At 60.7% G+C, this 22,155-nt stretch carries 27 protein-coding genes; 24 read left to right on the forward strand and 3 right to left on the reverse strand.

Translation table 11 applies throughout. The features are described from left to right. Positions 1-27 precede the first annotated feature (27 nt). Both P7F28_RS26095 and P7F28_RS26100 read left to right on the forward strand, forming a co-directional pair. On the forward strand, positions 28-648 hold the full coding sequence (locus tag P7F28_RS26095) for a hypothetical protein (RefSeq protein ID WP_277187665.1): 621 nt from the start codon (positions 28-30) through the stop codon (positions 646-648). 516 nt (positions 649-1,164) lie between these two features. Continuing rightward, the gene (locus P7F28_RS26100; protein ID WP_277187666.1) at positions 1,165-3,210 is read left to right on the forward strand and encodes a terminase gpA endonuclease subunit; all 2,046 of its coding nucleotides are present in this window, start codon (positions 1,165-1,167) and stop codon (positions 3,208-3,210) included. Here P7F28_RS26100 and P7F28_RS26105 read toward each other — a convergent pair. Beyond that, positions 3,207-3,638 (reverse strand): hypothetical protein, encoded by a 432-nt coding sequence (locus P7F28_RS26105; RefSeq protein ID WP_277187667.1) that lies wholly within the window; start codon positions 3,636-3,638, stop codon positions 3,207-3,209. The two genes, P7F28_RS26100 and P7F28_RS26105, sit on opposite strands and share 4 nt — an antisense overlap. A gap of 96 nt (positions 3,639-3,734) precedes the next feature. Between P7F28_RS26105 and gpW the strand changes: the two genes are divergently transcribed. The 16 genes from gpW to P7F28_RS26190 all read left to right on the forward strand — a co-directional run bounded on the left by gpW (position 3,735) and on the right by P7F28_RS26190 (position 16,951). After that, a complete protein-coding gene (gene gpW, locus P7F28_RS26110) occupies positions 3,735-3,965 on the forward strand; it encodes a gpW family head-tail joining protein (protein WP_277187668.1) in 231 nt (76 codons plus the stop codon). 250 nt (positions 3,966-4,215) lie between these two features. After that, complete coding sequence (locus P7F28_RS26115) at positions 4,216-5,850, forward strand: phage portal protein (protein WP_277187669.1); 1,635 nt, start codon at positions 4,216-4,218, stop codon at positions 5,848-5,850. Positions 5,851-5,884: 34 nt separating this feature from the next. Beyond that, complete coding sequence (locus P7F28_RS26120) at positions 5,885-6,778, forward strand: S49 family peptidase (protein WP_277187670.1); 894 nt, start codon at positions 5,885-5,887, stop codon at positions 6,776-6,778. Positions 6,779-6,797: 19 nt separating this feature from the next. After that, the gene (locus tag P7F28_RS26125) at positions 6,798-7,451 is read left to right on the forward strand and encodes a hypothetical protein (RefSeq protein ID WP_277187671.1); all 654 of its coding nucleotides are present in this window, start codon (positions 6,798-6,800) and stop codon (positions 7,449-7,451) included. Between the two features lie 24 nt (positions 7,452-7,475). After that, complete coding sequence (locus P7F28_RS26130; protein ID WP_277187672.1) at positions 7,476-7,877, forward strand: head decoration protein; 402 nt, start codon at positions 7,476-7,478, stop codon at positions 7,875-7,877. Between the two features lie 137 nt (positions 7,878-8,014). After that, a complete protein-coding gene (locus tag P7F28_RS26135) occupies positions 8,015-9,052 on the forward strand; it encodes a major capsid protein (protein WP_277187673.1) in 1,038 nt (345 codons plus the stop codon). Positions 9,053-9,078: 26 nt separating this feature from the next. Further along, entirely contained in the window at positions 9,079-9,405 is a 327-nt protein-coding gene (locus P7F28_RS26140) for a hypothetical protein (RefSeq protein ID WP_277187674.1), read from the forward strand. A 40-nt stretch (positions 9,406-9,445) separates the two neighbouring features. Next, the gene (locus P7F28_RS26145) at positions 9,446-9,796 is read left to right on the forward strand and encodes a hypothetical protein (protein ID WP_277187675.1); all 351 of its coding nucleotides are present in this window, start codon (positions 9,446-9,448) and stop codon (positions 9,794-9,796) included. Positions 9,797-9,813: 17 nt separating this feature from the next. Further along, the gene (locus P7F28_RS26150; protein WP_277187676.1) at positions 9,814-10,452 is read left to right on the forward strand and encodes a hypothetical protein; all 639 of its coding nucleotides are present in this window, start codon (positions 9,814-9,816) and stop codon (positions 10,450-10,452) included. Between the two features lie 37 nt (positions 10,453-10,489). Next, the gene (locus P7F28_RS26155) at positions 10,490-10,750 is read left to right on the forward strand and encodes a DUF2635 domain-containing protein (RefSeq protein WP_277187677.1); all 261 of its coding nucleotides are present in this window, start codon (positions 10,490-10,492) and stop codon (positions 10,748-10,750) included. Further along, on the forward strand, positions 10,747-11,793 hold the full coding sequence (locus P7F28_RS26160; protein WP_277187679.1) for a phage tail sheath subtilisin-like domain-containing protein: 1,047 nt from the start codon (positions 10,747-10,749) through the stop codon (positions 11,791-11,793). Before P7F28_RS26155 ends, P7F28_RS26160 begins: the two co-directional genes overlap by 4 nt. 128 nt (positions 11,794-11,921) lie before the next feature. Beyond that, positions 11,922-12,224 carry a phage tail sheath C-terminal domain-containing protein gene (locus P7F28_RS26165; RefSeq protein WP_277187701.1) on the forward strand — a complete coding sequence of 101 codons (303 nt, stop codon included), beginning with the start codon at positions 11,922-11,924 and terminating at the stop codon, positions 12,222-12,224. An 82-nt stretch (positions 12,225-12,306) separates the two neighbouring features. After that, positions 12,307-12,681, forward strand: coding sequence for a phage tail tube protein (locus tag P7F28_RS26170; protein ID WP_277187680.1), 375 nt, complete (start codon positions 12,307-12,309; stop codon positions 12,679-12,681). Between the two features lie 8 nt (positions 12,682-12,689). Continuing rightward, a complete protein-coding gene (locus P7F28_RS26175) occupies positions 12,690-12,941 on the forward strand; it encodes a phage tail assembly protein (RefSeq protein ID WP_277187681.1) in 252 nt (83 codons plus the stop codon). A 255-nt stretch (positions 12,942-13,196) separates the two neighbouring features. Then, positions 13,197-15,233, forward strand: coding sequence for a lytic transglycosylase domain-containing protein (locus P7F28_RS26185; RefSeq protein WP_277187683.1), 2,037 nt, complete (start codon positions 13,197-13,199; stop codon positions 15,231-15,233). Positions 15,234-15,628: 395 nt separating this feature from the next. After that, the gene (locus P7F28_RS26190; RefSeq protein ID WP_277187684.1) at positions 15,629-16,951 is read left to right on the forward strand and encodes a DNA circularization protein; all 1,323 of its coding nucleotides are present in this window, start codon (positions 15,629-15,631) and stop codon (positions 16,949-16,951) included. A gap of 39 nt (positions 16,952-16,990) precedes the next feature. Here P7F28_RS26190 and P7F28_RS26195 read toward each other — a convergent pair whose 3' ends face one another. After that, positions 16,991-17,305, reverse strand: coding sequence for a hypothetical protein (locus P7F28_RS26195; RefSeq protein WP_277187685.1), 315 nt, complete (start codon positions 17,303-17,305; stop codon positions 16,991-16,993). 213 nt (positions 17,306-17,518) lie between these two features. On the opposite strand from P7F28_RS26195, the gene P7F28_RS26200 reads away from it, so the two are divergent. Genes P7F28_RS26200 through P7F28_RS26225 form a run of 6 tightly spaced genes read left to right on the forward strand, consistent with a single transcriptional unit; the run spans position 17,519 to position 21,734 of the window. Beyond that, positions 17,519-18,583, forward strand: coding sequence for a phage baseplate assembly protein (locus P7F28_RS26200; RefSeq protein WP_277187687.1), 1,065 nt, complete (start codon positions 17,519-17,521; stop codon positions 18,581-18,583). Between the two features lie 2 nt (positions 18,584-18,585). After that, positions 18,586-19,200: a phage baseplate assembly protein V gene (locus P7F28_RS26205; RefSeq protein ID WP_277187688.1), complete on the forward strand. Its 615-nt coding sequence runs from the start codon at positions 18,586-18,588 to the stop codon at positions 19,198-19,200. A 15-nt stretch (positions 19,201-19,215) separates the two neighbouring features. After that, positions 19,216-19,650 (forward strand): phage GP46 family protein, encoded by a 435-nt coding sequence (locus P7F28_RS26210; RefSeq protein ID WP_277187689.1) that lies wholly within the window; start codon positions 19,216-19,218, stop codon positions 19,648-19,650. Positions 19,651-19,686: 36 nt separating this feature from the next. Beyond that, positions 19,687-20,799 (forward strand): baseplate J/gp47 family protein, encoded by a 1,113-nt coding sequence (locus P7F28_RS26215; protein ID WP_277187691.1) that lies wholly within the window; start codon positions 19,687-19,689, stop codon positions 20,797-20,799. 4 nt (positions 20,800-20,803) lie between these two features. Continuing rightward, positions 20,804-21,442: a putative phage tail protein gene (locus tag P7F28_RS26220; RefSeq protein ID WP_277187692.1), complete on the forward strand. Its 639-nt coding sequence runs from the start codon at positions 20,804-20,806 to the stop codon at positions 21,440-21,442. 13 nt (positions 21,443-21,455) lie between these two features. Then, positions 21,456-21,734 carry a hypothetical protein gene (locus P7F28_RS26225; protein ID WP_277187693.1) on the forward strand — a complete coding sequence of 93 codons (279 nt, stop codon included), beginning with the start codon at positions 21,456-21,458 and terminating at the stop codon, positions 21,732-21,734. A 21-nt stretch (positions 21,735-21,755) separates the two neighbouring features. On the opposite strand, the gene P7F28_RS26230 is transcribed toward P7F28_RS26225, so the two are convergent. Next, positions 21,756-22,155 (reverse strand): transposase (locus P7F28_RS26230; RefSeq protein ID WP_277184204.1); only part of this gene is annotated, 400 nt, incomplete at its 5' end.

Here is a 22,155-nt window from a genome sequence, read left to right on the forward strand (position 1 = left end):
ACGGCGCGAATTCCACACTCCGCACGCATGGGCGTTTCCCTGCGCGAGTTTGCGCGGCTCGACGGATGCGACGACAAACTCGTTAGGCGTGGCATCGGGGAAGGACGCCTAAGCACGTTCCCCGATGGCTCGATTGATCCGGCGTTAGCTGGTACGGCGTGGCGCAAGTCAAACGCGCAACGCGGGGCGAATCCACCCGGCGCGAACCGGCGCACGAAGGCCGCCACGAATGCGGACACTTCCGCCGCGAATGCGGACACGCGCGCGAGCGTTGACGAAGCGCTGCGCCTGTTTGAGCAACAGGCCGCCGCCGTCACCGAACGGGTGTTAAACGGCGCGTCTTACTCGGATGCGTTGCGAATAAAAGAGAACTATTTGGCTCTGCTGCGCCAGCTTGAATACTCGATCAAGTCCGGCGCGGTTATCGACCTGGCGGAAGCCGAACAAACCGTATTCGACCTGTTCCGGGGCGTGCGCGATGCGTGGCTCAACTGGCCCGCGCGCGTTGCACCGCTGATCGCGGCCGACCTCGATTTCGAAGACGTGGAGCGGCTCGGCGACGTGCTCGTTGCACATGTTCGTAGTCAGTTACTGACCCTGGGGGAACCCGACATACAGTTTCGAAGGCCGGTGTCGGCGAAGAACTGAGAGCACTGGATGCGGAACTTACCTCCAGTTACTGTAACTACACTCCCATTCGTCTCGGACGACTGGTTCATACCCTTTCTCTCTCATGCACTGCTTAACAGCGTTCGTGGCTATATCTGAAAAAAGGGTATCCGTAGATTCCAGATGCAACTCCGAAACGTCGTTTGGAACTGGGTAAATATCGTCGCACAGGTACGACTTGTAATCTTTCGTGCATGTGCAGGCGATCTGATCGCGGTAGGTTTTCATCTGCCTTTTATATCGCCTGCTGCCTAGCGTTTTCCATCGCTCGCGCGTGACTTTAACTGTATGGCCTAGCGGACAGAAAAACGGACCGGTGAGATAGTCATACATAGTCCAAGCCGACCATAAACCAGCGGCCGCCATTGCGACGAAAAAGACAGTACTTCTTCGATTTTTCACTTTCTGAATATTTGGATAGCTAACGGCACGCTCTACGTGAAGCTAGTCGAATAGAACGGTGCGGACTTTATCACGTCACGTCAGCAGCAAATCATGGAGCGCGGTAACTCAGCGCAAGGTGACAGACTGCGCCGCGCTGCTCGTCGCGGGCTTACGCCGCCGCCGCACCTGTCGGTGCCTGCGTGGGCCGATCGCTTCCGGCAACTCGCGCGCGAAGCCGGTAGCACGTCCGGCCAGTGGAGTACGGCAACGGTAGAAGTCGCGCGCGGGCCGATGCTGGCCGTCACCGAACCAGGCGTACACGTCATATCGGTAATGGTGGCAACGCAGCTACTTAAAACGTCATTGCTCGAAAACGTAATAGGCTTCTTCGCGCACCTGGACCCGTGCCCGATGCTGCTATTGCAGCCGAAGGAAGACGCCGCCGAACAGTTCAGCAAGGAACGTATCGCGCCGATGGTGCGCGCGACGCCCGTACTGCGCGATTTGATCGGCACGCGGCGAATGCGTAACGCCGAAGAAACGCTATTGTTCAAATCGTTTCCGGGCGGCTTCCTCGCGCTCGCGGGCGCGGGTTCGCCGGACAACCTCGCGCGCCGTCCCGTGCGGATCGTACTGGCCGATGAAGTCGATAAGTACCCGTTGACACGCGAGGGCGAACCGATTGCTTTAGCGGAGGAACGTACCGCGACGTTTGCGAATTGGCTATCAGTGCGCGCCTGTTCGCCAACGATCGAAGAACAGAGCCGCATTGCATCGGCTTACGCGGAATCCGACCAACGCCGCGCGTCTGTCGCGTGCCCGCATTGCGGCCATCGGGCGTTCCTGGCTTTCTTCGATCATGTGAAATGGGCGCGCGATCCGGCCGACGAATCACGCCACTTGCCGAAGACGGCGCGCATCTATTGCGAGGCGTGCGGCGCGGCGTGGAGTGAAGCGCAGCGCTTGCACGCGTTGTCGACGGTGCGCTGGCACCAGACCGCGCCGTACACCTGTTGCGGCGCGCATCGCGAACCGCTCGAAGACTATAAGCGCGCATGGCGTGCGCTCGATGCGAACGCCGAACCCGGCGTGGCCGTGTCGGCCGTGTGGGATTGGTGGGCGTCTGATCTGCACGCCGTCTATCGCGCGCGGTGCCCGCAATGCGGCGCGTGGCCCGTTGATAACCGGCACGCGGGTTTTACTGCAAGCAAACTCTATAGCCCCTGGGCGAAGGATCGGCCCGCCGAAATCGCGATGAAGTGGTTAGCCGCGCGCGGCGATGAAACGCTAAAACAAGTCTGGTACAACACCCAGGCGGGGCTTCCGTATCGCATTCACGCGGGTAAGGAAGTGAAGCTCGAAGCGCTCGCCGCTCGCGCGGAACGATGGGCGGGCGAAGTCCCGGCCGGTGTCGGCGTGTTGACGGCCGGTATCGACGTACAGGCTGATCGCGTGGAAATGGAAGTCGTTGGATGGGGACGCGATGAGGAATCATGGAGCATCGCATATGAAGTCATTGAAGGCGACCCCGCGACGCCGGACCTATGGCGCGAAGTCGATCAAGCATTGATGCAGACATATCGCCGCGACGATGGACGGCCGTTTCAGATCATGGCCGCATGTATCGACTCAGGCGGCCACGCTACGCAAGCGGTGTACGCCTTCGCGAAGGAACGCATAGGCCGCCGCGTATGGGCGATCAAAGGCGAAAGCGCGCGGACCGGCCAGCGTTCGCCCGTGTGGCCGACGAAGAAGCCCACGCGACGCACGAAGGCGACTTACCGGCCCGTCATACTTGGCGTGAACGCGGCTAAGGACTCGTTGCGCGACCGGCTCGCGCTCGACAAGCCGGGGCCGGGTTACTGTCACTTTCCCGCCGACCGCGATATGGGTTATTACGCGCAGTTGACCGCCGAACGGATCACCGTGAAAGAACAGGCCGGGCACCGCTTCTATGTGTGGGAGTTGCCGCCTGGCCGCGCCAATGAAGCGCTCGACGCACGCGTGTACGCGTATGGTGCGTTGTGCGGATTACTGCATTTCGGTTTGCGCTTGAATGCCTTCACCGAACGCGCCGCGCTTGCCTACGGTGACGCGAACGCAGCAACGCCCGGCACCGCGCGCGCCTCGCGCGCGCTCGTTTCGCAACTCGCCTAACGGACCGCCAACGAAGCGATATAGACGGCGAGGAAAAAGCACACAAGGGAAAGCCCGGCGAGCGCGTAAGGTATCCACGCCCATCGACGCGACAACGCCAGGGCCGCGACCTCGGCGCGTGAAACGGTGCGCGTCTCGGCGGCGAGATACAGATCGAGCAACCCGCGCGCTACACGGGTGCCCCATATCCAGCGCCATACAAGAAGCGCAATAGCGATAACCAGACCTAAAGCACACAACATCGCGACGCGGGCCGTAACCGTGGCTACGCCTTCCGATTTGCTCGCCATGATGCCCGCGCAAAGCGCCAGGCCCGCGCCGTTAGCGATGGCTAAATGTTTGAATGATTCGAACTGGTAAGCGAGACTATCCACATGTGCCATATCGCGCAGCGTTTTGAGTAGTTCCCTGTCTATGCCGTCTTGCATCAATACCCCCGAACTGAATAGCAACCGCCGAAGATTCTAACCGCCATGTGCGCGCCCCTTGTCCCGTGTTGCCCGTCCGTCTCGATCTTTGACGGTATGACGCGCGACCAACTCGCCGCCGCGCTGGCCGCAGCGCAGGCTGCTTATTTGAGACTGGCGACGGGCGCGCAAGGCGTGTCGTTCTCCTACACCCAGGGCGACGGTACGCGCAGCGTGACGTACTCGGCGGCGAGCATCGCGAACTTATCGGCGTTGATCCGGCAGCTACAGCAAGCGCTCGGCATCGTGTGCCGTGCCCGTGCGCCAATTCGCTTTATGTATTACTGACAATCTATCGCCTTTCCACCTTCATAATTTGAACAATCTCGCCCCGATGCCGGTTGCGAAGAATTTCCTCAGCTTGCAATTGCGCGGATGTTTCGGACTCGGCTGTAACGGGTTGCGTTGACCAGGCTGTTGTACTCGAACCCTCCTTCTTGTGAGTGTATTGAATCACGTATCTCGCCATATCTCCCTCCAATCGGATTTTGAGCTTACAGCGTGACTCAGAGATCATCTCGAAACAAGGACCAAAATCGTGTCCGACGTTCAAATACTCGATGCCAACGGGCAACCATTGGTGCAGCGTTCGCGCGTGCTGGCTATGCTCGCCGGAACGACGCCCTACGATGCCGCCGACGCGTTGAGTCCCGAACTTGCGGCCTGGACGCCCTGGTTAGGCTCACCCGATACCGAACTTAACCCGTACCGCGATCGGATCGTATCGCGCGTTCGCGATCTTGTTCGCAACGACGGGTGGGCATCGGGCGGCGTTACGCGGATTCTCGATAACGCGATTGGTGCCAACTTCCGCCCGGTGAGCAAGCCGGATTATCGAGCGCTTGCGCACCTGAGCGGAAATGCTGCGTTTGATGCAACCTGGGCCGATGAATTCGGCCGTGCGATTGACGCACGCTGGCGCGTATGGGCAACCGATGTAAGCCGCTATTGCGACGTGCAGCGCAATTTAAGCGTCTCGCAGATATTCCGGCTCGCATTCCGCCACAAGCTCGTCGACGGTGACGCGCTCGCGGTGCTGCACTGGCTACCCGATCGTGTGGAACCCGGCCGCGCGCAGTATGCAACGGCCGTGCAACTGATCGACCCGGACCGCCTGAGCAATCCGTACATGATGTTCGACCAGGCGAACACGCGCGGCGGCGTGGAACTCGATGCACGCGGCGCAGCGGTGGGCTACTGGATTCGCGAAGCGCACGCGGCCGACTGGTTCGCCGGGCCGAAGGTTATCGAGTGGCAGCGCGTGCCGCGTGAAACGAACTGGGGGCGGCCTGTCGTTGTCCATGATTTCGAACACGATCGAGCGGACCAGCATAGAGGCGGCGCAGGCATTTTTACGCCCGTGATTGACCGCTTGAAAATGCTTATCAAGTACGACGCTACGGAACTGGAAGCGGCGATTGTCAATGCGATTTTTAGCGCCTACATTGAAAGCCCGTTCGATCACTCGTTCGTAGAAGACGCGCTAGGCGATTGTGTAGAACTCGCAGGCTATCAACGTCTGCGCAGTGAGTTTCACGACCAGCGGCGACTCATGCTCGGCGGCGTGCGTATCCCTACGCTTTTCACGGGCGAAAAGATCAACACCGTTAGCGCGGTGCGGCCGACTTCAAATTTTCGCGACTTCGAAGGCGCAGCGTTGCGCAACGTGGCCGCGTGCCTCGGCGTCAGTTCGCAACAGCTTTCGCAAGACTGGTCCGACGTGAATTATTCGAGCGCGCGCGCGGGCCTGCTCGAAGCATGGAAGACGCTCACGCGGCGGCGCGCGGATTTTGCCAATGGGTTCGCCTATCCGATCCGTTCGGCGTTCGTGGAAGAAGTGCTCGAAGTGGATGATTTGCCGCTACCGAAAGACGCCCCCGCATTCATCGAAGCGCGAGGCGCATATACGCGGTGTTCGTGGATTGGTCCCGGCCGGGGCTGGATTGATCCAGTAGCCGAAAAGCAAGGCGCGGTGCTCGGTATGGACGCGGGATTAAGCACGCTCGAAATGGAGTGCGCGGAAAGTGTGGGCGAAGACTGGGAAGACATTCTCGACCAACGCGCGCGCGAAGTGCAGGCGTTCAAGGAACGCGGCTTACCGTTGCCGCAATGGGCGGGACCGATCCCGGCGAACACGGCCGCGCAAACGCCGCAAGTCGCGCAGCCGCAGTAAATCGAGTGCAGGGCTCGACGCTATGAATGGTCCCATGCACCCGCGCTTCGCCTTCCTCGCGCAACGGCTCTTTAATGTACCGCTCGCACTTCACCCGGCTAAAGCGGAAATCCTGCTCGCGGTACTCGCCGACCGGCTCGGCATTGCGAGCGTGCGCGGCGTTGACGGCGACATGCACGCGCCCGGCGATACGCTCGCAGATGCCCGGCACGCAGCTAACGCCGATATGGCGCGTGCCGTTGCACCCGTGGGCTACGACGTGCTGGCAGGCGTGGCCGTGATTCCCGTACAGGGAACCCTCGTGCATCGGCTCGGTTCGCTGCATCCCGAATCGGGAATGACCGGGTACGACGGCATACGGCAGAACTACCTAACCGCGCTCGCGGATAACGCGGTACGCGCGATCGTGCTTGATATCGACTCGCCAGGCGGCGAAGTGTCGGGCGCGTTCGATCTGGCTGATGCGATCTATCAGACGCGCGGCACGAAGCCCGTGTGGGCGATCCTGAGTGAGAACGCCTATAGCGCGGCGTATGCGATTGCGAGCGCGGCCGACGTTATCACGGTGCCACGCACGGGCGGTACGGGCTCAATCGGCGTTGTCTGGATGCACGTTGATTTCTCCAAGGCGCTCACCGATGCCGGGCTCGCGGTGACGTTTGTAACCTGGGGAGCGCGCAAGCTCGACGGCTACCCGGAGTTACCGCTATCGCCCGCAGCGCGCGAGCGCGCGCAACGCGACATAGACGAAACGGGCGAACTGTTCGCCGCTACCGTGGCCCGCAATCGCGGCCTGTCCATCGACTCAGTACGCGCGATGCAAGCGGGCACGTTCGCGGGCGCGCAAGGCGTCGCCGTGTGCCTGGCCGACACCGTACAGGCACCCTACGCGGCGTTCGCGTCGCTTCTCGAATCGCTCGACGCTTGACACTCATTGAGGGGGAATCATGGGCGCATTCAATCTCACCGCTACGCGCTTCGCGCATTTGCTCGGACCGCTCGCGCGTTCGTCGCACGGTTCGCACGCGGCGCGCGCCGAAGACGACGACAAGGACGACAAGGACAAGGACGACGACGCCCGCGCAGAAGACGAACGCGACGATGACGACCGCAAGAAGGATGACGACGACGGCCGCGCGCGCAAATCGAAGCGCTCGAAGAAGTCCCGCGCAGAAGATGACGGCGACGAAGCGCGAGCGGAAGACGACGACAACGACGACGAAGCGCGCGCCGCCGACGAAGACGACCAGGACCACGACGACCGCAAGGACGATGCAAAAGCCACGCACGCACGCCGCGCGGAGCGCGCCCGCTGCGCGCAGATATTCCGCTGTACTGCTGCGGGCCGCCGTCCCGACGTAGCGGCGCATCTCGCTTTCGATACGAGTATGTGCGCCGTCGATGCCGTGGCGCTCCTGCACGCGATTGCATCCGGCGACGGTGCGCGCGCTGCTCACGCGGACACGTTGCGCGCGCGCATGGCGGGCGTGAGTCTTCCCGCGATCGGTAGCGACGGCGGCACACCCGAAGACCGCGACGGCCCGCAGGCCGCCGCGTCGTTGATCTTGGCCGCCGCCCGTCGTGCGCGCGGTGAAGCGTAATTGTTCCTAGAGGGAGCGCACGAAATGACTACCACGACATACGGCGATAACCCGTTCGTGCCTGGCATGGAAACGGAAGTGTACGAGCCCGATCAACTCATTGCGGGCGACTTCAAACTCGTTACCGAAGGACAGGCGCAATTCCCGGCCGGGCTCAAGATGAAGCGCGGCACTGTGCTTGCGCAAGGCTCGGACGGCAGCTATTCCCCTGCGAAAGCGGCAGCGCCCGGTGCCTATGCGGTGCTTGCCGATGACGTGGACACGACCAGCGGCACGGCCGCAACGGGCGGCGTCTATCTCACGGGTGAATTCAACGGCCGCGCGCTCACGCTCGATCCTGCGGTAACGCTGGCGACCATGACGCCGATTCTTCGCGTCAATTCCATTTTCGTTAAGTCGTGCGTGTCGGCCGCCGATCCGACCTGATGCGCAACGCACGCGCGAGCGCTTCCATTCTTCACGTCTACACCCGTATGTAACCAGCCGCTAAAGCGGCACAACGCAAGCCCGGCCGGTGCAAACCGGCGCGGGCTTTTTTGCGCGCGCCGCATGGAGTTTCCGCCATGAACATTTACGACACGAACGCGCTGATTCTCGTTGTGCCGAACTTGAAGCGCGCGCAAAAATTCTTGCTCGACCGCTTCTTCCCGAACGTCGTTACCAGCGACACCGAAGAAGTGAGCATCGACGTTGACGTAGGCAAACGGCGCATGTCGCCGTTCGTATCGCCCTTGCTCGAAGGCAAACTCGTTGAGCAACGGCGCTACCAGACGAACGTCTTTCGTCCGGCCTATATCAAGGACAAGCGCGCGCCCGATTTGCGCAAACCGGTTCGCCGGATGATCGGCGAGCGCATCGGCGGCGTACTGACTGGACAGGAACGCGAAGCCGCGAATATCGCGGCCGAAATGACGGACCAAATCGACCTGTTGGACCGTCGCCTGGAATGGATGGCCGCGCAAGCGTTAATGACGGGCACGGTATTAATTCAGGGCGACGGCTTCCCGCCCGCGCTTGTCGATTTCGGCCGCGATCCTACGCTCACCGTTGCGCTTTCCGGTGCGTCGCAATGGGGACAATCGGGCGGCTTGCCTTCACACGATATCGAACACTGGCAGCGCTTGATTCTGAAGAAAAGCGGCGCGCAGGTAACGGACGTGATTTTTACCAGCACGCCGTGGGCGTGCTTCATCGCGGACGAAACCGTGAAGGCCGCTGTGTACTACCCGAAACTTTCCGACTTCGGTAACGCGATCAATCCGGGCGCGCAGATCACGACCGGCGCCGTATATAAAGGCCGCTGGGGGCAATACGATTTGTGGCTCTACAACGATTGGTATCTAGACGATACGGACACGGAACAACCCATGTTGCCCGATGGCTCGGTAATCATGGCCGGGCCTGATCTGATGGGAACGCGCGCGTTCGGGCAGATCATGGACCCGCGTTTTAACTATCAAACCTTGCCCTATGCGCCAAAAATGTGGATTGCCGACGATCCGCCGCAGCGCTTCCTGATGATGCAATCCGCGCCTATCGTCATTCCGTCGCGCGTGAATGCCGCACTCTGCGCGAACGTCTGCGCGCCCGTCGAAACCTGAACCTATCTACGGCGAGAACCGACACCATGAACGCACAAGGCACGCAGTCCGCATCCACTAAAGGCGCTACGCCGATGGATCAAGCGGCGAAAGATCAACCCGCACAACCCGCAGGCAACGGACCAACTCAAAGCGTCACCGTTGCGCGCGGGCGCTCGATCCGTCACGACGGCAAGCTCTATCGTGCGGGCGAATCCGTCACGCTCCCCGCCGACGATGCCGAACGCTTCCGCGCGCTTGGCTTCGTAGCATCGGAGAACGCCACGCAAGCGGCAGACGATGAAGAAGCGGCACGCACGCAGGGGCCGACGTTCGAAAGTAAGGACGGCCCGAACGTGAAGCCGAAGCGCTAACGCCAACGATCTACAAGCGGATCAATAACCGCTTTACGTCGTGTCGCTCGCCGTACCTGATGACTTCGACGGCCATATCCTCGCGCCATTGTTCGCCCAGTTCGCCGAAGGCGTGACGTACACGATCGCGGCCGGGGAAATGCTCGCAATCAATGGGATTTTCGATGAAGCGTACCGCGAGCTAATCCCGCAGGGCGGCGTGCTTGCCTACACGACGGAACGGCCCGTATGCGGTGTTCGCCTCGTTGAATTCGGCAACACGCCGCCGCAGCAAGGCGACGCGCTCACCGTGAATCGCACGGGCAACATGTACGAAGTCCAGGAAGTGCGGTTCGACGGACACGGCGCGGCAAAGCTCATGCTTAACTGGATCGGTGCGGGCGTGCTTTAGCGCCTGTTCGCTTTCTCATGCTGTACCGCTCGATCCTGCGCGATATCGCGGCCGACGCATTGCGCCGGGCGCAAACCATCGCCGCCGATCGCGTCTACACGCCGCGCGACTGGCCGACGACCGCCTGTTACCCGTGCATCCTGGTTGATTGCCTGAGTGACCGGAAAGAGTCGTTAGGACAAGAACCGCCCGCATTCACGGCAACGGCCACGCTCGACGTGGAAGCGCGCATACAGGAAACCAGCGTAGCCGCCGCACGAGACGCGTGCGAAACGCTATGCGATCAAATCGAATGTGCGCTACTGACCTGTACCGATCTGCTTCGACGCATTCAACACGTATCGAGCATCGAAAGCGCGATGGAGTTGAACGCAACGGGCCGCATGCATATCGCCGATATGCGTATGTCTTTCGCGCTCGAATACTTCATTGCTTTTGATCCCTTCACGGATACGCCCGTTGCGCTGCAACCCGTCGCGGTTCCGCTTGAAGAAATAGGCATCCACGCCGACACGATCGAGCCCGCCGACAAATCGGGCACGTATCCAAACCCGCCATTTCCCGAAGCCATTACGCCCGAACCGCGCACGCGCGGCCCCGATGGGCGCGACGAGGGAACGCTCGTTATCAAGCCGCAAGACCTCGAACGCGAATAGCGGCGCGCGCTAACACACGCCCGCGAGGAAACCCGCCATGCAAACGCTACGCATCCGCCCGGTTGCGGGCCGCGTCGTGCGCGATCCCGATCTGCACGACCTCATAACCGCACCGCGCACGGTGCCGCAATCGCCTTTCTGGCGGCGTCGCGTGCGTGACGGCGACGTAGCCGTCGATGACACGCCCGCGCCCGCGAATGAGTCCGCGAATGCAGACGCATATAAGCCCGCGCAGGACGCCCCGCAGCCGAAGCCGACGCGCTCGACCGCTCGCACGAATCAAGGGGGTACGCCATGATCCCGTTTCATCAAATCCCCGCGAATATTCGTGTCCCGCTCTTTTACGCGGAAGTCGATAACAGTCAGGCGAACACGGCGCAGACCACGCAACGCGCATTGATCGTTGCGCAGATCACGACAGACGGCACGGCCACGCCTGGCGTACCCGCCATTTCGCAAGGTAGCGACGATGCGATACGCGCGGGCGGCGAAGGCTCGATGCTCGCATTGATGCTCGCGGCCTATCGCTTCAATGACCAATTCGGCGAAGTCTGGTACTTGCCCCTCGCCGATGCGAACGGCGCGACGGCCGCCATAGGCCGCTTGACGATCACGACCGCGCCGACCGCTGCGGGTACGTTCTATCTGTACATTGCGGGCGTTCGCATCGCGCAGCCGGTGCAGCCAACGCAAAGCGTATCCGACATTGCAAGCGCGCTTGTTGCGACGATCCAGGGCACGAAAGGAATGCCCGTGACGGTGGATGCGAGTAGCGGCACCGTCAATTTCACGGCACGTAATGCGGGACCAGGCGGGAACGAAATTGATCTGCGCGTGAACTATCTTGGCACGCCAGGCGGTGAAGTTTTGCCGACCGGTATGGCATACACGCTATCGCCGATGGCGGGCGGCGCGACTGCGCCGGACCTGGCCGCCGCATTCGACGGGCTCGGCGATATGGCCTTCGATTTCGTCGTATGCCCGTACACCGATCCCGTATCACTCGATGCGGTGAAGAACTTTCTCGATGACATAAACGGCCGTTGGTCCTGGCAACAGATGTTATACGGCCACGCTTTCACGACGGCACGCGGCACGCTCGGGGCGCTCGTTTCGATCGGCACGGCGCGCAACGATCAACACAGTTCGATCATGGGTTTTAACGATAGTCCGACGCCCGCGTGGATATGGGCCGCATCGCTCGCGGGTGCGTCGGCCGTGAGTCTGCGCGCTGATCCCGCAACGCCCTTGCAGACCTGCCCTTGCTCGGCGTATTGCCGCCGCCCGTACAAAGCCGCTTTGCATTGGGCGATCGTAACGCGCTGCTCTATGACGGCATAAGCACATTCACCGTTGCCGACGATGGCACGGTAGCAATCGAGAATTTGATATCGACCTACCAGAAAAACGCCCTCGGGCAACCAGACGACTCGTATCTCGAAGTCGAAACGCTGTACACGCTATCGACCGTGCTTAGGCACTTGCGTGCCGTTGTCACCAGCAAGTACGCGCGCGTGAAACTCGCCGACAACGGTACGCGCATCGCTTCAGGCTCGAACGTCGTTACTCCGAACGTGATTCGCGCGGACCTGATCGCGACGTATCAGACCGACGAAGAAAACGGCCTTGTCCAAGGCTCGGACGTGTTCGCCAAGGGCTTGATTGTCGAACGCAACGCGGGCAACCGGAACCGCATTGATGCGCTTTGGCCCGGCATTTTGATTAACCAATTGAGAATTTTTGCCTTGCTGGCGCAATTCCGTTTGGGCTGAATCGTCCGTCGTGTTGAGTCATTCGCGATAGCCGCATAAGCCGCCTTCACGAAGGCGGCTTTTCTGTTTTATGGGGGGTGCCATGCCCGATACAACTAATCGGTTTGCCGGAATTGCGTATATCTCGGTGGACGGACAGAACTATATGTTGGCCGGAGAACTCACGTACTCGCCTGGCGACGTTGAGCGCGAGTCTTTGATCGGCCAGGACCGCGTACACGGCTACGGCGAAAAGCCGCGCGCCCCGTACATATTCGGGAGTTTCCGCGACGCGGGCACGCTCACCGTGGCGGACTTTAACGCGATGACCAACGTAACGGTAACGCTCGAACTCGCCAACTCGAAAACGGTTATCGGCCGCAACATGTGGACGACCAACGCCCAGGAAGTGAAGACACCCGACGCCACGTTCGAAGTGCGGTTCGAAGGCTTTAGCGGTGCCGTGACGGAGCAATGAGGCGCGCTATGAACGACACGAACGCAGGCGAAACGATCGCGCTACTCTCGCCGATCGACGGCCTAACGGAAATCACGCTACGCGAGCCGACCGTCGATGAAATCGCGAAGGTGGCCGATGACTCGCAGAAAGTCGGCGCGGTGCGCGCCATGAAGGCGCTGATTGCATCAATGGCGCGTATCGACGTGGCGAGCGTGGGCCGTATGGGCGCGCGTGACTTCAACGCGTGCAACAAGTATCTATCTGCTTTTTTCGAGTAGTCCCGCCGAATCTGCGTGACGTGGTGGCCGACGTGACGCATTTCTACCGATGGGGGCCACGCGACGCGGGCGCGATGACCTGGACCGAACTAAACGAATGGCACGCCCAGGCGCAACGCATCATGCGCAACATGCAGGCGCGCGATGCCTGATACGCGGTAGTGAATCATGGCCGGAAGGACTTTCGAATACACGATATCGGCCGTGGATAAGGCCACGGCCACAATCGAGCGTGTCAACAAGACGATTGAAAAGATGCAAGCGCCATTCAAGACGCTTGCGAAAAGCACGAAGGCGCTGGCCGATGCTTCCGGACTCACGAAGCTATCGAAGAACCTGGGCGACGTAGCGAGACAGGCCGATCGAGCGGCGCGCAGTCTTACCAAAATGGCCGCGCCGTTGCTCGCAATTGTCGGCGGCGGCACCATCGCGGGCCTGTCTCAGATGGTGACGGAATGGGAAAAGATCGGCGCGGAAACTGAGCGCACGTCGCGGCTACTCGGTATCACCGCAAACCAGCTCACGCAGATGCGCGGCGCGGCTAACCTGATGGGCGTATCGGCCGACACGATGACGGCCGGTTTTCAATCGTTGCAGGACACGTTGCAGGATGCGCGATGGGGCCGCAATCAAGGTGCATTTGCGACACTGCAAGCGCTCGGAATCACGCTCAAAACCGCGAAGAACGGGGCCATTGATACCAAGGCCGCCATGTATGACCTCGCGGACCGGATGCAAGGCATCCAGAAGCGCGACCCCGCCGCCGCGCGCAACCTGGCCCGCTCGCTCGGCATAGAGCAACTGCTCCCCGTGTTGATTGAAGGCCGCGCGGGAATGCAGGCATACGAAGCCGAAGCGCGACGTTTGCGCGGCGACTTCACGCCGCAGATGGCCGAACGTGCGGAACACTTCACGCTCTCACTTTCGCGTATGGGCCAGGCAGCGGACGGCCTCAAAGCCTCGATTGCGGACCGGCTCGCGCCGGTTATTGGTCCGCTGATTGATCCGCTCACCGAATGGATAGCGAAAAATCGTGAGTTGATTTCGCAACGTGTCGGCGCGATCGTCCAGCGTATCGCCGATGCCCTGGCAAAAGTTGATTGGGACCGCTTCGCCGATGGACTCACGCGCGCGATAAATGCGGTGCTGGACTTTATCGGCGTCGTGGTGAAAGTCGTTGCCGCGCTCGGCGGATGGAAAGCCGTAGCGATGGCCGTTGCGCTGTACATGGGCGGCGGATTTATTGGCTCGATCCTGTCGGCCGTTACCAGCATCGGCTCCCTGGCGTTGCGCGTAGGAATGCTTGCGCGTGCGTGGATGGGCGCAGGCACGGCAGCGGGAACCGCCGCCCAAGCGATCGCAGGCGCAGGCACCGCAGCGGCGGCGGCCGGTGCCGAAGCGAGCGCGGGCGCGGCGGGTGCAGCGGGTGCGGCAGGCGCAGCAACGGCGGGACGCGGACTGGTTGCGCGCATGGCGGCCGGTGCGCTTCGCTTCATTAATCCCGCGACGGTCAGCGCATATCTTGGCTTCCATAGCGAAGAACTTGGCACGGGCGAAGACGACACGCTCAAACATATTCGAGCGGCCGAAGCCGCAGCGGGCGGCGTATGGCAAGGCTCGCCGACGTTCCAACCAACGGACACGCCGACCGTTGGACCGAATGCGCCCGCCGCCGCAAGTGCAACAGGCGCAACAGGTGCCACGCGTGCGACGGCCGGAACGGGCACGACGGCCAGCGTTGCGCAATGGGCGAAACAACTGGACTTCGCAGGACTTGAAAAGCGTTACGGCTTGCCGCCCGGCATGCTCGCGGGCGTGGCGCATGTGGAATCGAAAGGCAATGCAAGCATCGTGTCGCCAGCAGGCGCGACGGGTCTGTTTCAATTCATGCCCGCGACCGCACGCGAATACGGGATTAACGCGCTCGATCCGGCGCAATCGGCGGGTGCAGCGGCGAAGAAACTATCGGGTCTGATGCGTCGTTACGGTGGAAATTCTGCGCTCGCGCTCGCGGCGTACAATTGGGGCGAAGGCAACCTCGATCGTAAGGGCATGGCGAACGCACCGAAGGAAACGCGGGAATACGCGGGCAAGGTGTTCGCCGCGATGGGTGGCCCGATGAATTCAGGTGCGACCATGCCGCCGCTTAATGGCGCTGTACCGCAGATGGCCGAAGCCGCGCCGCCTGTCGTACACGTCAATACGCGCGTACACGTTGAACGCGACGGCCGCACCAGCGTTCGCACTGAAACGCCTTCCGGCCTACACGTCGCCTATCCCATGACTGCCTAAGCCATTTATGCTAGTCACGAAATATCAAATACAGCGCTGGCGTAATCAACGCGCAATGAACACCTACGGCGACAGAAGCACGCCAGCGATAAAGGAGAGGCTTTGTATCGTTTATTAGCTCAACGAAAGCCCAGCCAAAGCCCAGGGCCGATATGATTCCGCACCCAGCGAAAACAACCATTAACGCCGCCACACCATTCCAACCTGTTGCAATGGTTCCGGCGTAGACGCCGACAGCAAAAACAACGACTGTCTCCACGCATGCAAGCTGTAGTGGTCCCTTTCCTAGGGTCCATGTACTACCGTTCTTACTCTCTTCCATCGATGTACGTCTCGAAGTTGAAACGCAAATCGTCGCACGTCGTGTAAGGTCGTCATCTTAAAATTCCTTAGCGATGGGCTCTATCGACCGGCCATATTTCCGCTCGTTGCAGACGGCGAGTTGGCGCGGCGTGCCGTTCGCGGTGACGGGTGCCACGCTCAAGACGGGTCGCCGCGTCGCTTTGCATGAATATCCGTTCAGAGATGAAGTCTGGGTGGAAGACCTGGGCCGCGCCGGGCGACGCATCGCGCTTACGGGCTTTCTGTTGCAAGACGCGGCGTATGGCGGCGGCGATGTTATCGCGCAGCGAACCGCGCTCATTGCGGCTTGCGAGGCGCAGGAAGACACGGGAACGGGCGAACTGGTTCACCCATCGCTCGGACGTATTACCGCTGCATTACTCGACTTCGAATGCGAAGAACGCAGCGAGCGCGGGCGCTCGTTTGAAGTCCGCTTTACCTTCATCGAAGCCGGTAACGAAGAATTCCCTTCGCTCGACATTGCGACGCAGGCGCAAACCGGGCTTTCTGTTGTCGCCGCTTATGCGGCGATTGCGCAGGATTTCGCGAACCGCGTAAGCGCGCTGCTCCAGACGCCGCCGATCGTTGGCGAGATTCAACGCACCGCCCAGGCGTTTGTGGACAACGCGCAGAGCATCACGCAGCGCGCAACCTCGCTCGTTTCGATGGTTGCCACGCTCAAAGGCAACTATGGGCGATTCGTCGGCGAATTTACGGCGGTCGTGAAGAATCCGGCTACGACCATCGAGCAATTAATCGGCGCGGGTGCGAAGGCACGCGAGGCAGTCACACAAAGCGGAAAGGTGCTTATTGCGGCGGCGTCTGTCGCCGACTTCGCCGGAATGTCGAAGGCCGCGCAAACGCTTGTTACCGCCGTACAGAAGGCCAACCCGGACCCGAACCAGGCGATTCAAAGCCTTGCGGCCCTGCAATCGGAAACGGTCCCGCAGGAACGCGCCAATGTACCGCTCACTGTCGCCAATGCAGACGTAACGGCGATGCTTCGGCGCTCGACCGTAACAGCGCTCGCGGACAGCACAAGCGCGTATGCGCCGACCTCCTATGATGACGCGGAAGCCTTGCGCTCCACCGTATGCGATGCGCTCGACGCGGAGATAGTGAGCGCGGCCGACACGAAAGATGATGGGACGTTCGAAGCGCTCACTACGCTAGAAACGGCCGTTGTGCTCGACCTCACGACGCGCGGCGAATCGCTCGCGACGATGCGAAACGTAGTAATGGGCGCTTCGTTGCCCGTGATTGTGCTAGCGCAACGGCTCTATCAGGACGTCTCGCGGTATGACGCGCTAGTGCAACAGATCGACCCGATTAATCCGGCGTTTGCGCCCGTCGCGTTTCGCGCGCCGCTTGCATGAACCTATTCGATGTTCGAAGCATAGTGTCTATGTGCAACGCTAGTTGCTTACCTTGCCCCCGACCCAGGCCCATCGTTTACCAGCCATAACAAAGTATCTACCGTCAACCTCCAATTTTTCAAAAATATCCTTTAGCATTACCCTAACTTCGTCCAATAGCGAACTCGAACTTTCATCATCATCCAGCTCAAGTTCGGCGATATACGTATTGCTTGGAAGCTCGAACTCCCTTTCAGATTTTCCCTTCCTATATTTAAAGAAGTCCGCTTCTTGCAGCGCATTCGTGATTCGTCTGTAAACGTCATTTCCGTATCGCGAAGTCGTTGCGTAGCGCAAGTCGAACGTGACGAGCACGAGACAGGTCCGTTTCTGTGAAACTAGGTCGAACAACTTCTTGTGCATAAGTAAGGAATCCGTTCAATAAATAAAAGAATTTTCATTTCATGCCTTCACCGAAGAGATGCGGCAAGACTCTACGAGCTAGAGTGCACAACCACACGGCCTGTAACCATAAGAAAAATCGTAAAAAATTACGTGCTTGTCGTAGCAGAATTCACTTTTACAATCATGACCGACGATGTAACGCTTACGGTCGGCGGCCAATCCATCGCCGGGTGGACTGCCGTTAGGGTGACGCGCGGCATGGAGCGCATTCCGTGTGATTTCGATATCGGGCTAACAGAGCGCTACCCAAACACCACGGACGTAATCGTTAGCGAAGGCGACCCGTGCGTGCTTTCGATCGGCGGCGATAAGGTGATAACGGGCTATGTCGATCGTGTGGCCGAACAGGTGGACGCACACAATCACGCGCTTTCGATTTCGGGCCGTGGCAAGTGCGAAGACATTGTGGATTGCGCGGCGCAGTTTGATTCCTTCCAGTTCCAGAACGTCAGCACAGCCGCTATTGCGGTGGCGCTATGCCGTCCGTTCGGCATCAACGTTAAGGCGCTTTCGCCGGGTATCGTGCATCCGCAGGTATGTTTAAACGTTGGCGAAAGCCCATACCAGGTAATCGACCGGCTATGCAAAATCGCGCAGATATTGTGCTACGAAGACGCGGACGGCGATCTGGTAATCGGCCCGCTCTCGAATGACGAAGCGGCGGGCGGCTTCGCGCTCGGCACGAATGCGGAACGCGCGAGTTACACGCGCGATATGTCGCAACGGTTCAGCGAGTATCGCGTCTATCTCGTTGGCACAGGGCTTTTTACCGACGCGGGACAACAGCCGTTAGCGGAATACACCGTAGCCGACGACACAATGCCGCGTTATCGCCCAAAGGCATTCATTGCGGAAACAGGCGACGCAGGCGCGAGCGTGTCGAAAGCGCACGCGCTATGGGAATGCAACCGCCGCATTGGGCGCGGTAACGTCGTTACCGTGACGGCCTCGACCTGGCGCGATAGCGCGGGCACCTTATACACGCCGAACACCGTTGCCGCACTCGCCATGCCGCAATTGAAATTGATTGACGGGCAACGCTTCACGATTGGCGAAGTGACGTACCGGCGCGATATGGGCGGCAGCGGATGCGATGTAACGCTCATGCCCCCCGATGCGTTCAAGCCTGAACCGATTCTGTACATGCCGTTGCCGCAGGATGCCGCCGCCGCGCTTGGTATGGGCTAACGATGCAATCGCAATTCTGGCGTCTTGTCCGTTCGCTTGGCCGTGGACGGCTTACGCGCGTGGACGATGGCGGCGCGGTGCAGTTCGTGCAGATGCAGTTATCGCAGAGTGAAACACGCGACCGCACGCCGCGCATTGCGGAGTATGGCTATTCATCGAACCCGCCTGATGGTGCGGACGCCGTAGCCGTCTTTCTTGGTGGCGATCGAACAAACGGCGTTGTGATTGCGTGCGGGCACCAAGCCTACCGGATGCGCGGCCTTGCATCGGGCGAAGTCGCCATAAGCGACGATAAGGGGCAATCCGTTTATCTGAGCGCGGCGGGTATCGTGATAAATGGCGGCGGACATCCGGTGACGATCACCAACGCACCAAAAATTACGGCCGATTCACCGCTCATGCACTGCACGGGCGATATCCGATGCGACGGCCAGATCACGGCGGGCGGCGATATCAGCGACAACACGAGCGGCGTAGGATTGCAAGGCGCGCAGGCTTCGAGCGGTTCGAGCATGGCGACGATGCGCCAACGCTACGACATTCATACACACGACGTAACGAACGTTCAGGGCGGCGGCTCGACCATTCGAAGCAATCCGCCTCAACCGCAACAATAACCGCGAGCGCGCACCGTGCCCGACATTTCGACCGTGTGGGACGTGCAACGCATGCGCGGCGATTGGGTATTGCTCGGTCCCACGCTCCAATCCGGCGACGATCTGCAAACCGCTGTACTGATTTCGCTTTTTACGGACCGGCTCGCACTCGCCAGCGATCCCACGCCGGACGGCGACAGGCGGGGCTGGTGGGGTGACGATCCGAAGTACCCGATTGGCTCGCGATTGTGGTTGCTCGATCGTGTGAAGGGGCCGCAGGACGTGCCCCAACGTGCGCAGGATTACGCCGCCGAAGCCTTGCAATGGCTCATTGATGACGGCGCGGTGGCGCGCTTCGATATTGCCGCGCAATGGATCACACCTGATCGGCTGGACCTCGCCGTTACCGCGAACCGCCGCGACGGCTCGCGCGTCGCCATGAAATTCCCGAACGTCTGGACGCGTCAATAGCCGCCCGCACGCAGTAGCCGAACCTGTCCCGCCGCCATGCCGTTCTCGCGCCCCACGCTCACGCAGTTGCGCGCGCAGGCGGCGCAGCAATTGAACGCCGAATTGCCGGGCGCGGATGCGCTTTTACGCTTCTCGAACCTGCGCGTTATCGGCGACATAGAGGCGGCGCAGGCGTGCATGTTGTACGGCTATCTCGACTGGATAGCGTTGCAATGTACGCCCTTCACGGCGCAGGACGAATACCTCGAAGCCTGGGGCGCGCTTAAAGGCGTGACGCGCAAGCCGTGCGCGCAGTCTTCCGGTTCGCTTGTCTTCACGGGGACGGACAGCAAGATTGTTGATATCGGCGCGGCCGTGCAGCGCAGCGACGGCATCGCGTACACGACCACAAGCGCGGGAAAAGTCGCGGGCGGCTCGGTGACGGTGACGGCTTCCGCCGTCCCTGATCCGCAGGGCTTGACGGGCTCAAACGGTGATTGTGCGGCGGGCACACAATTTACGCTCTCGAATGCCATTGCCGGTATCGACTCGACCGGCTACGCCGCTACGGCGTTCCTGGGCGGTGCCGACATTGAGCGTAACGACGATTACCGGGACCGCGTTTTATACGTCTACCAGAATCCGCCACAAGGCGGGGACCAAAGCGATTACGTAGAGTGGGCGCTCACCGTGCCGGGTGTTACGCGCGCATGGTGCGTCGGCAACGGGTACGGTGTCGGCTCGGTGGTGGTGTACTTCATGATGGACGCTGCGAACGTAGCGTATGACGGATTCCCGCAAGGTACGAACGGATGCGCGACGGCCGAAACGCGCGGCCCCGCCGCAACAGGCGACCAGCTCACCTTGGCGAACGCAATCTATCCACTCAGGCCCGTTACTGCGCTTGTGTATGTTATCGCGCCGATCCCCTACACAATCAGTATCAGCATTCGCGGCGTTGAAGTGCAGTACCAGGCCGCCGTATCCGATTCGATCGACGCGCAGTTAAAGGCGGACGGGCAACCGGGCGGCGAAGTAATCGTCTCGCATCTCTGGTCCGCTGTATCGGCCGTTCCGGGTGTCGATGATTTCTTGATTCTCTCGCCGACTCAAGATATCAGCCTACCGGCTGGCGCATTGCCGGTTGTCGGCTCGATCGCGTGGAGTTAGAAGCGTGGGCTCGCGCAAGACATGGAGCGCACGCGGCATCATTCCCGCGCGCAACAGTGCGGCCGACTATGCGGACGTATTGCGCAAACTTCTACCGCGTGGCCGTGTGTGGACGCGCGAAGACACGGGCACGCAAGCGGCCGTGCTCGATGCGCTCGCCGTCACGGCCGAAGGTATCGACAGTGAAGCGTTAAAGCTGATCGGTGCGGGCTTTCCGGCGACCGCCGATCAACTGTTACCCGAATGGGACGCAACGTTAGGGCTTCCTGATGCGTGCTTCGGTCCGTTCATCAACGACGACGAAAACCGCCAGCAAGTCGTAGCGAAACTGATAAGCACGGGCGGCCAAAGTATCCCGTACTTCGAATCGCTCGCGCTCTCGCTCGGCTACGAAATCCGCATTACCGAATTCGCTGTACACACGGTTCTTAGTCCCGTCACCGCGCCGATTGCCGGGCTCGACTGGCCCTTCACATGGAAAGTACAAATCATCGGTACGCCGGGCGTGAAATGGCACATGGTAGACGGCCCTGTAGAGGAACCGCTTTCGTTTCTCGGCACGACGCCAACGGAACAGGTACTCGAATGCCTGTTACGCCGCTATGCGCCCGCTCATACCGTGCTCATTTTCCAGTATTCGTAACGCGAGGTTAGCTATGGATCGTTACTGGGAAGCCAATGCGAGCGCGACCGCGCCGCCCGCGCCGTCCAAAACATCGGGCACCTATCCAACGGACGGAAACCCCGCGACGGTGACGCCGCCTACGACACCAGGCGAATGGTGGTACTACGCGATTACGGAAGAAATTCGTAACACCATCGTTCAACTCGGTGGTACGCCCGATTTCAAACAAGTCGATCAACTAGGAAAAGCCATAGCGAGCGCAATTGCACAAGGCATCAACGGGCGAGCTAACGTCAAGAGTGGTGTATGAGCAGCATCGTGACGGTCGATTTCAAGCGGCGAGTTTCTGCTGAACCGGTCGATCGTCTTGCACCGGTTCGCCGTCCTTGAAGGGGACGCCTTCGAGCAACAGCTTGATCTTTTCCGGTCCGTTGATGCGGCGCCAGGTTTTCTCCGCCTCCTCGATCAGCTTGAATGCCAGACCGAGGAAGGTAGGCCGCGACACGCAGTTACGCGTACGCGTCGTTCGATGACGTACCGTCGCGAACGTCGACTCGATCGCGTTGGTCGTCCGCAGATGCTGCCAGTGCTCAGCGGGGAAGTCGTAGAACGCCAACAGGCTCTCGCGATCCTTTTTCAGCGTCTCGGTTGCCTTCGGATATTTCGCCGAATGGATCGACACGAAACGGTCGAAAGCGGCGTACGCGTCGGCTCGTGTGGCAGCCATCCAG

Source organism: Caballeronia sp. BR00000012568055 (genome assembly GCF_029439455.1).
Lineage (GTDB): Bacteria > Pseudomonadota > Gammaproteobacteria > Burkholderiales > Burkholderiaceae > Caballeronia.

What these genes read in the sequence shown, in the direction of transcription:
- P7F28_RS26140 (WP_277187674.1), top strand. Translation starts at nt 9,079, where the DNA reads ATGAACGCACAAGGCACGCAGTCCGCATCCACTAAAGGCGCTACGCCG.
- P7F28_RS26150 (WP_277187676.1), top strand. Translation starts at nt 9,814, where the DNA reads ATGCTGTACCGCTCGATCCTGCGCGATATCGCGGCCGACGCATTGCGC.
- P7F28_RS26205 (WP_277187688.1), top strand. Translation starts at nt 18,586, where the DNA reads ATGCAATCGCAATTCTGGCGTCTTGTCCGTTCGCTTGGCCGTGGACGG.
- P7F28_RS26130 (WP_277187672.1), top strand. Translation starts at nt 7,476, where the DNA reads ATGACTACCACGACATACGGCGATAACCCGTTCGTGCCTGGCATGGAA.
- P7F28_RS26225 (WP_277187693.1), top strand. Translation starts at nt 21,456, where the DNA reads ATGGATCGTTACTGGGAAGCCAATGCGAGCGCGACCGCGCCGCCCGCG.
- P7F28_RS26095 (WP_277187665.1), top strand. Translation starts at nt 28, where the DNA reads ATGGGCGTTTCCCTGCGCGAGTTTGCGCGGCTCGACGGATGCGACGAC.
- P7F28_RS26215 (WP_277187691.1), top strand. Translation starts at nt 19,687, where the DNA reads ATGCCGTTCTCGCGCCCCACGCTCACGCAGTTGCGCGCGCAGGCGGCG.
- P7F28_RS26175 (WP_277187681.1), top strand. Translation starts at nt 12,690, where the DNA reads ATGAACGACACGAACGCAGGCGAAACGATCGCGCTACTCTCGCCGATC.
- P7F28_RS26185 (WP_277187683.1), top strand. Translation starts at nt 13,197, where the DNA reads ATGCAAGCGCCATTCAAGACGCTTGCGAAAAGCACGAAGGCGCTGGCC.
- P7F28_RS26100 (WP_277187666.1), top strand. Translation starts at nt 1,165, where the DNA reads ATGGAGCGCGGTAACTCAGCGCAAGGTGACAGACTGCGCCGCGCTGCT.
- P7F28_RS26155 (WP_277187677.1), top strand. Translation starts at nt 10,490, where the DNA reads ATGCAAACGCTACGCATCCGCCCGGTTGCGGGCCGCGTCGTGCGCGAT.
- P7F28_RS26170 (WP_277187680.1), top strand. Translation starts at nt 12,307, where the DNA reads ATGCCCGATACAACTAATCGGTTTGCCGGAATTGCGTATATCTCGGTG.
- P7F28_RS26190 (WP_277187684.1), top strand. Translation starts at nt 15,629, where the DNA reads ATGGGCTCTATCGACCGGCCATATTTCCGCTCGTTGCAGACGGCGAGT.
- P7F28_RS26135 (WP_277187673.1), top strand. Translation starts at nt 8,015, where the DNA reads ATGAACATTTACGACACGAACGCGCTGATTCTCGTTGTGCCGAACTTG.
- P7F28_RS26120 (WP_277187670.1), top strand. Translation starts at nt 5,885, where the DNA reads ATGCACCCGCGCTTCGCCTTCCTCGCGCAACGGCTCTTTAATGTACCG.
- P7F28_RS26200 (WP_277187687.1), top strand. Translation starts at nt 17,519, where the DNA reads ATGACCGACGATGTAACGCTTACGGTCGGCGGCCAATCCATCGCCGGG.
- gpW (WP_277187668.1), top strand. Translation starts at nt 3,735, where the DNA reads ATGACGCGCGACCAACTCGCCGCCGCGCTGGCCGCAGCGCAGGCTGCT.
- P7F28_RS26160 (WP_277187679.1), top strand. Translation starts at nt 10,747, where the DNA reads ATGATCCCGTTTCATCAAATCCCCGCGAATATTCGTGTCCCGCTCTTT.
- P7F28_RS26125 (WP_277187671.1), top strand. Translation starts at nt 6,798, where the DNA reads ATGGGCGCATTCAATCTCACCGCTACGCGCTTCGCGCATTTGCTCGGA.
- P7F28_RS26105 (WP_277187667.1), bottom strand. Translation starts at nt 3,638, where the DNA reads ATGCAAGACGGCATAGACAGGGAACTACTCAAAACGCTGCGCGATATG.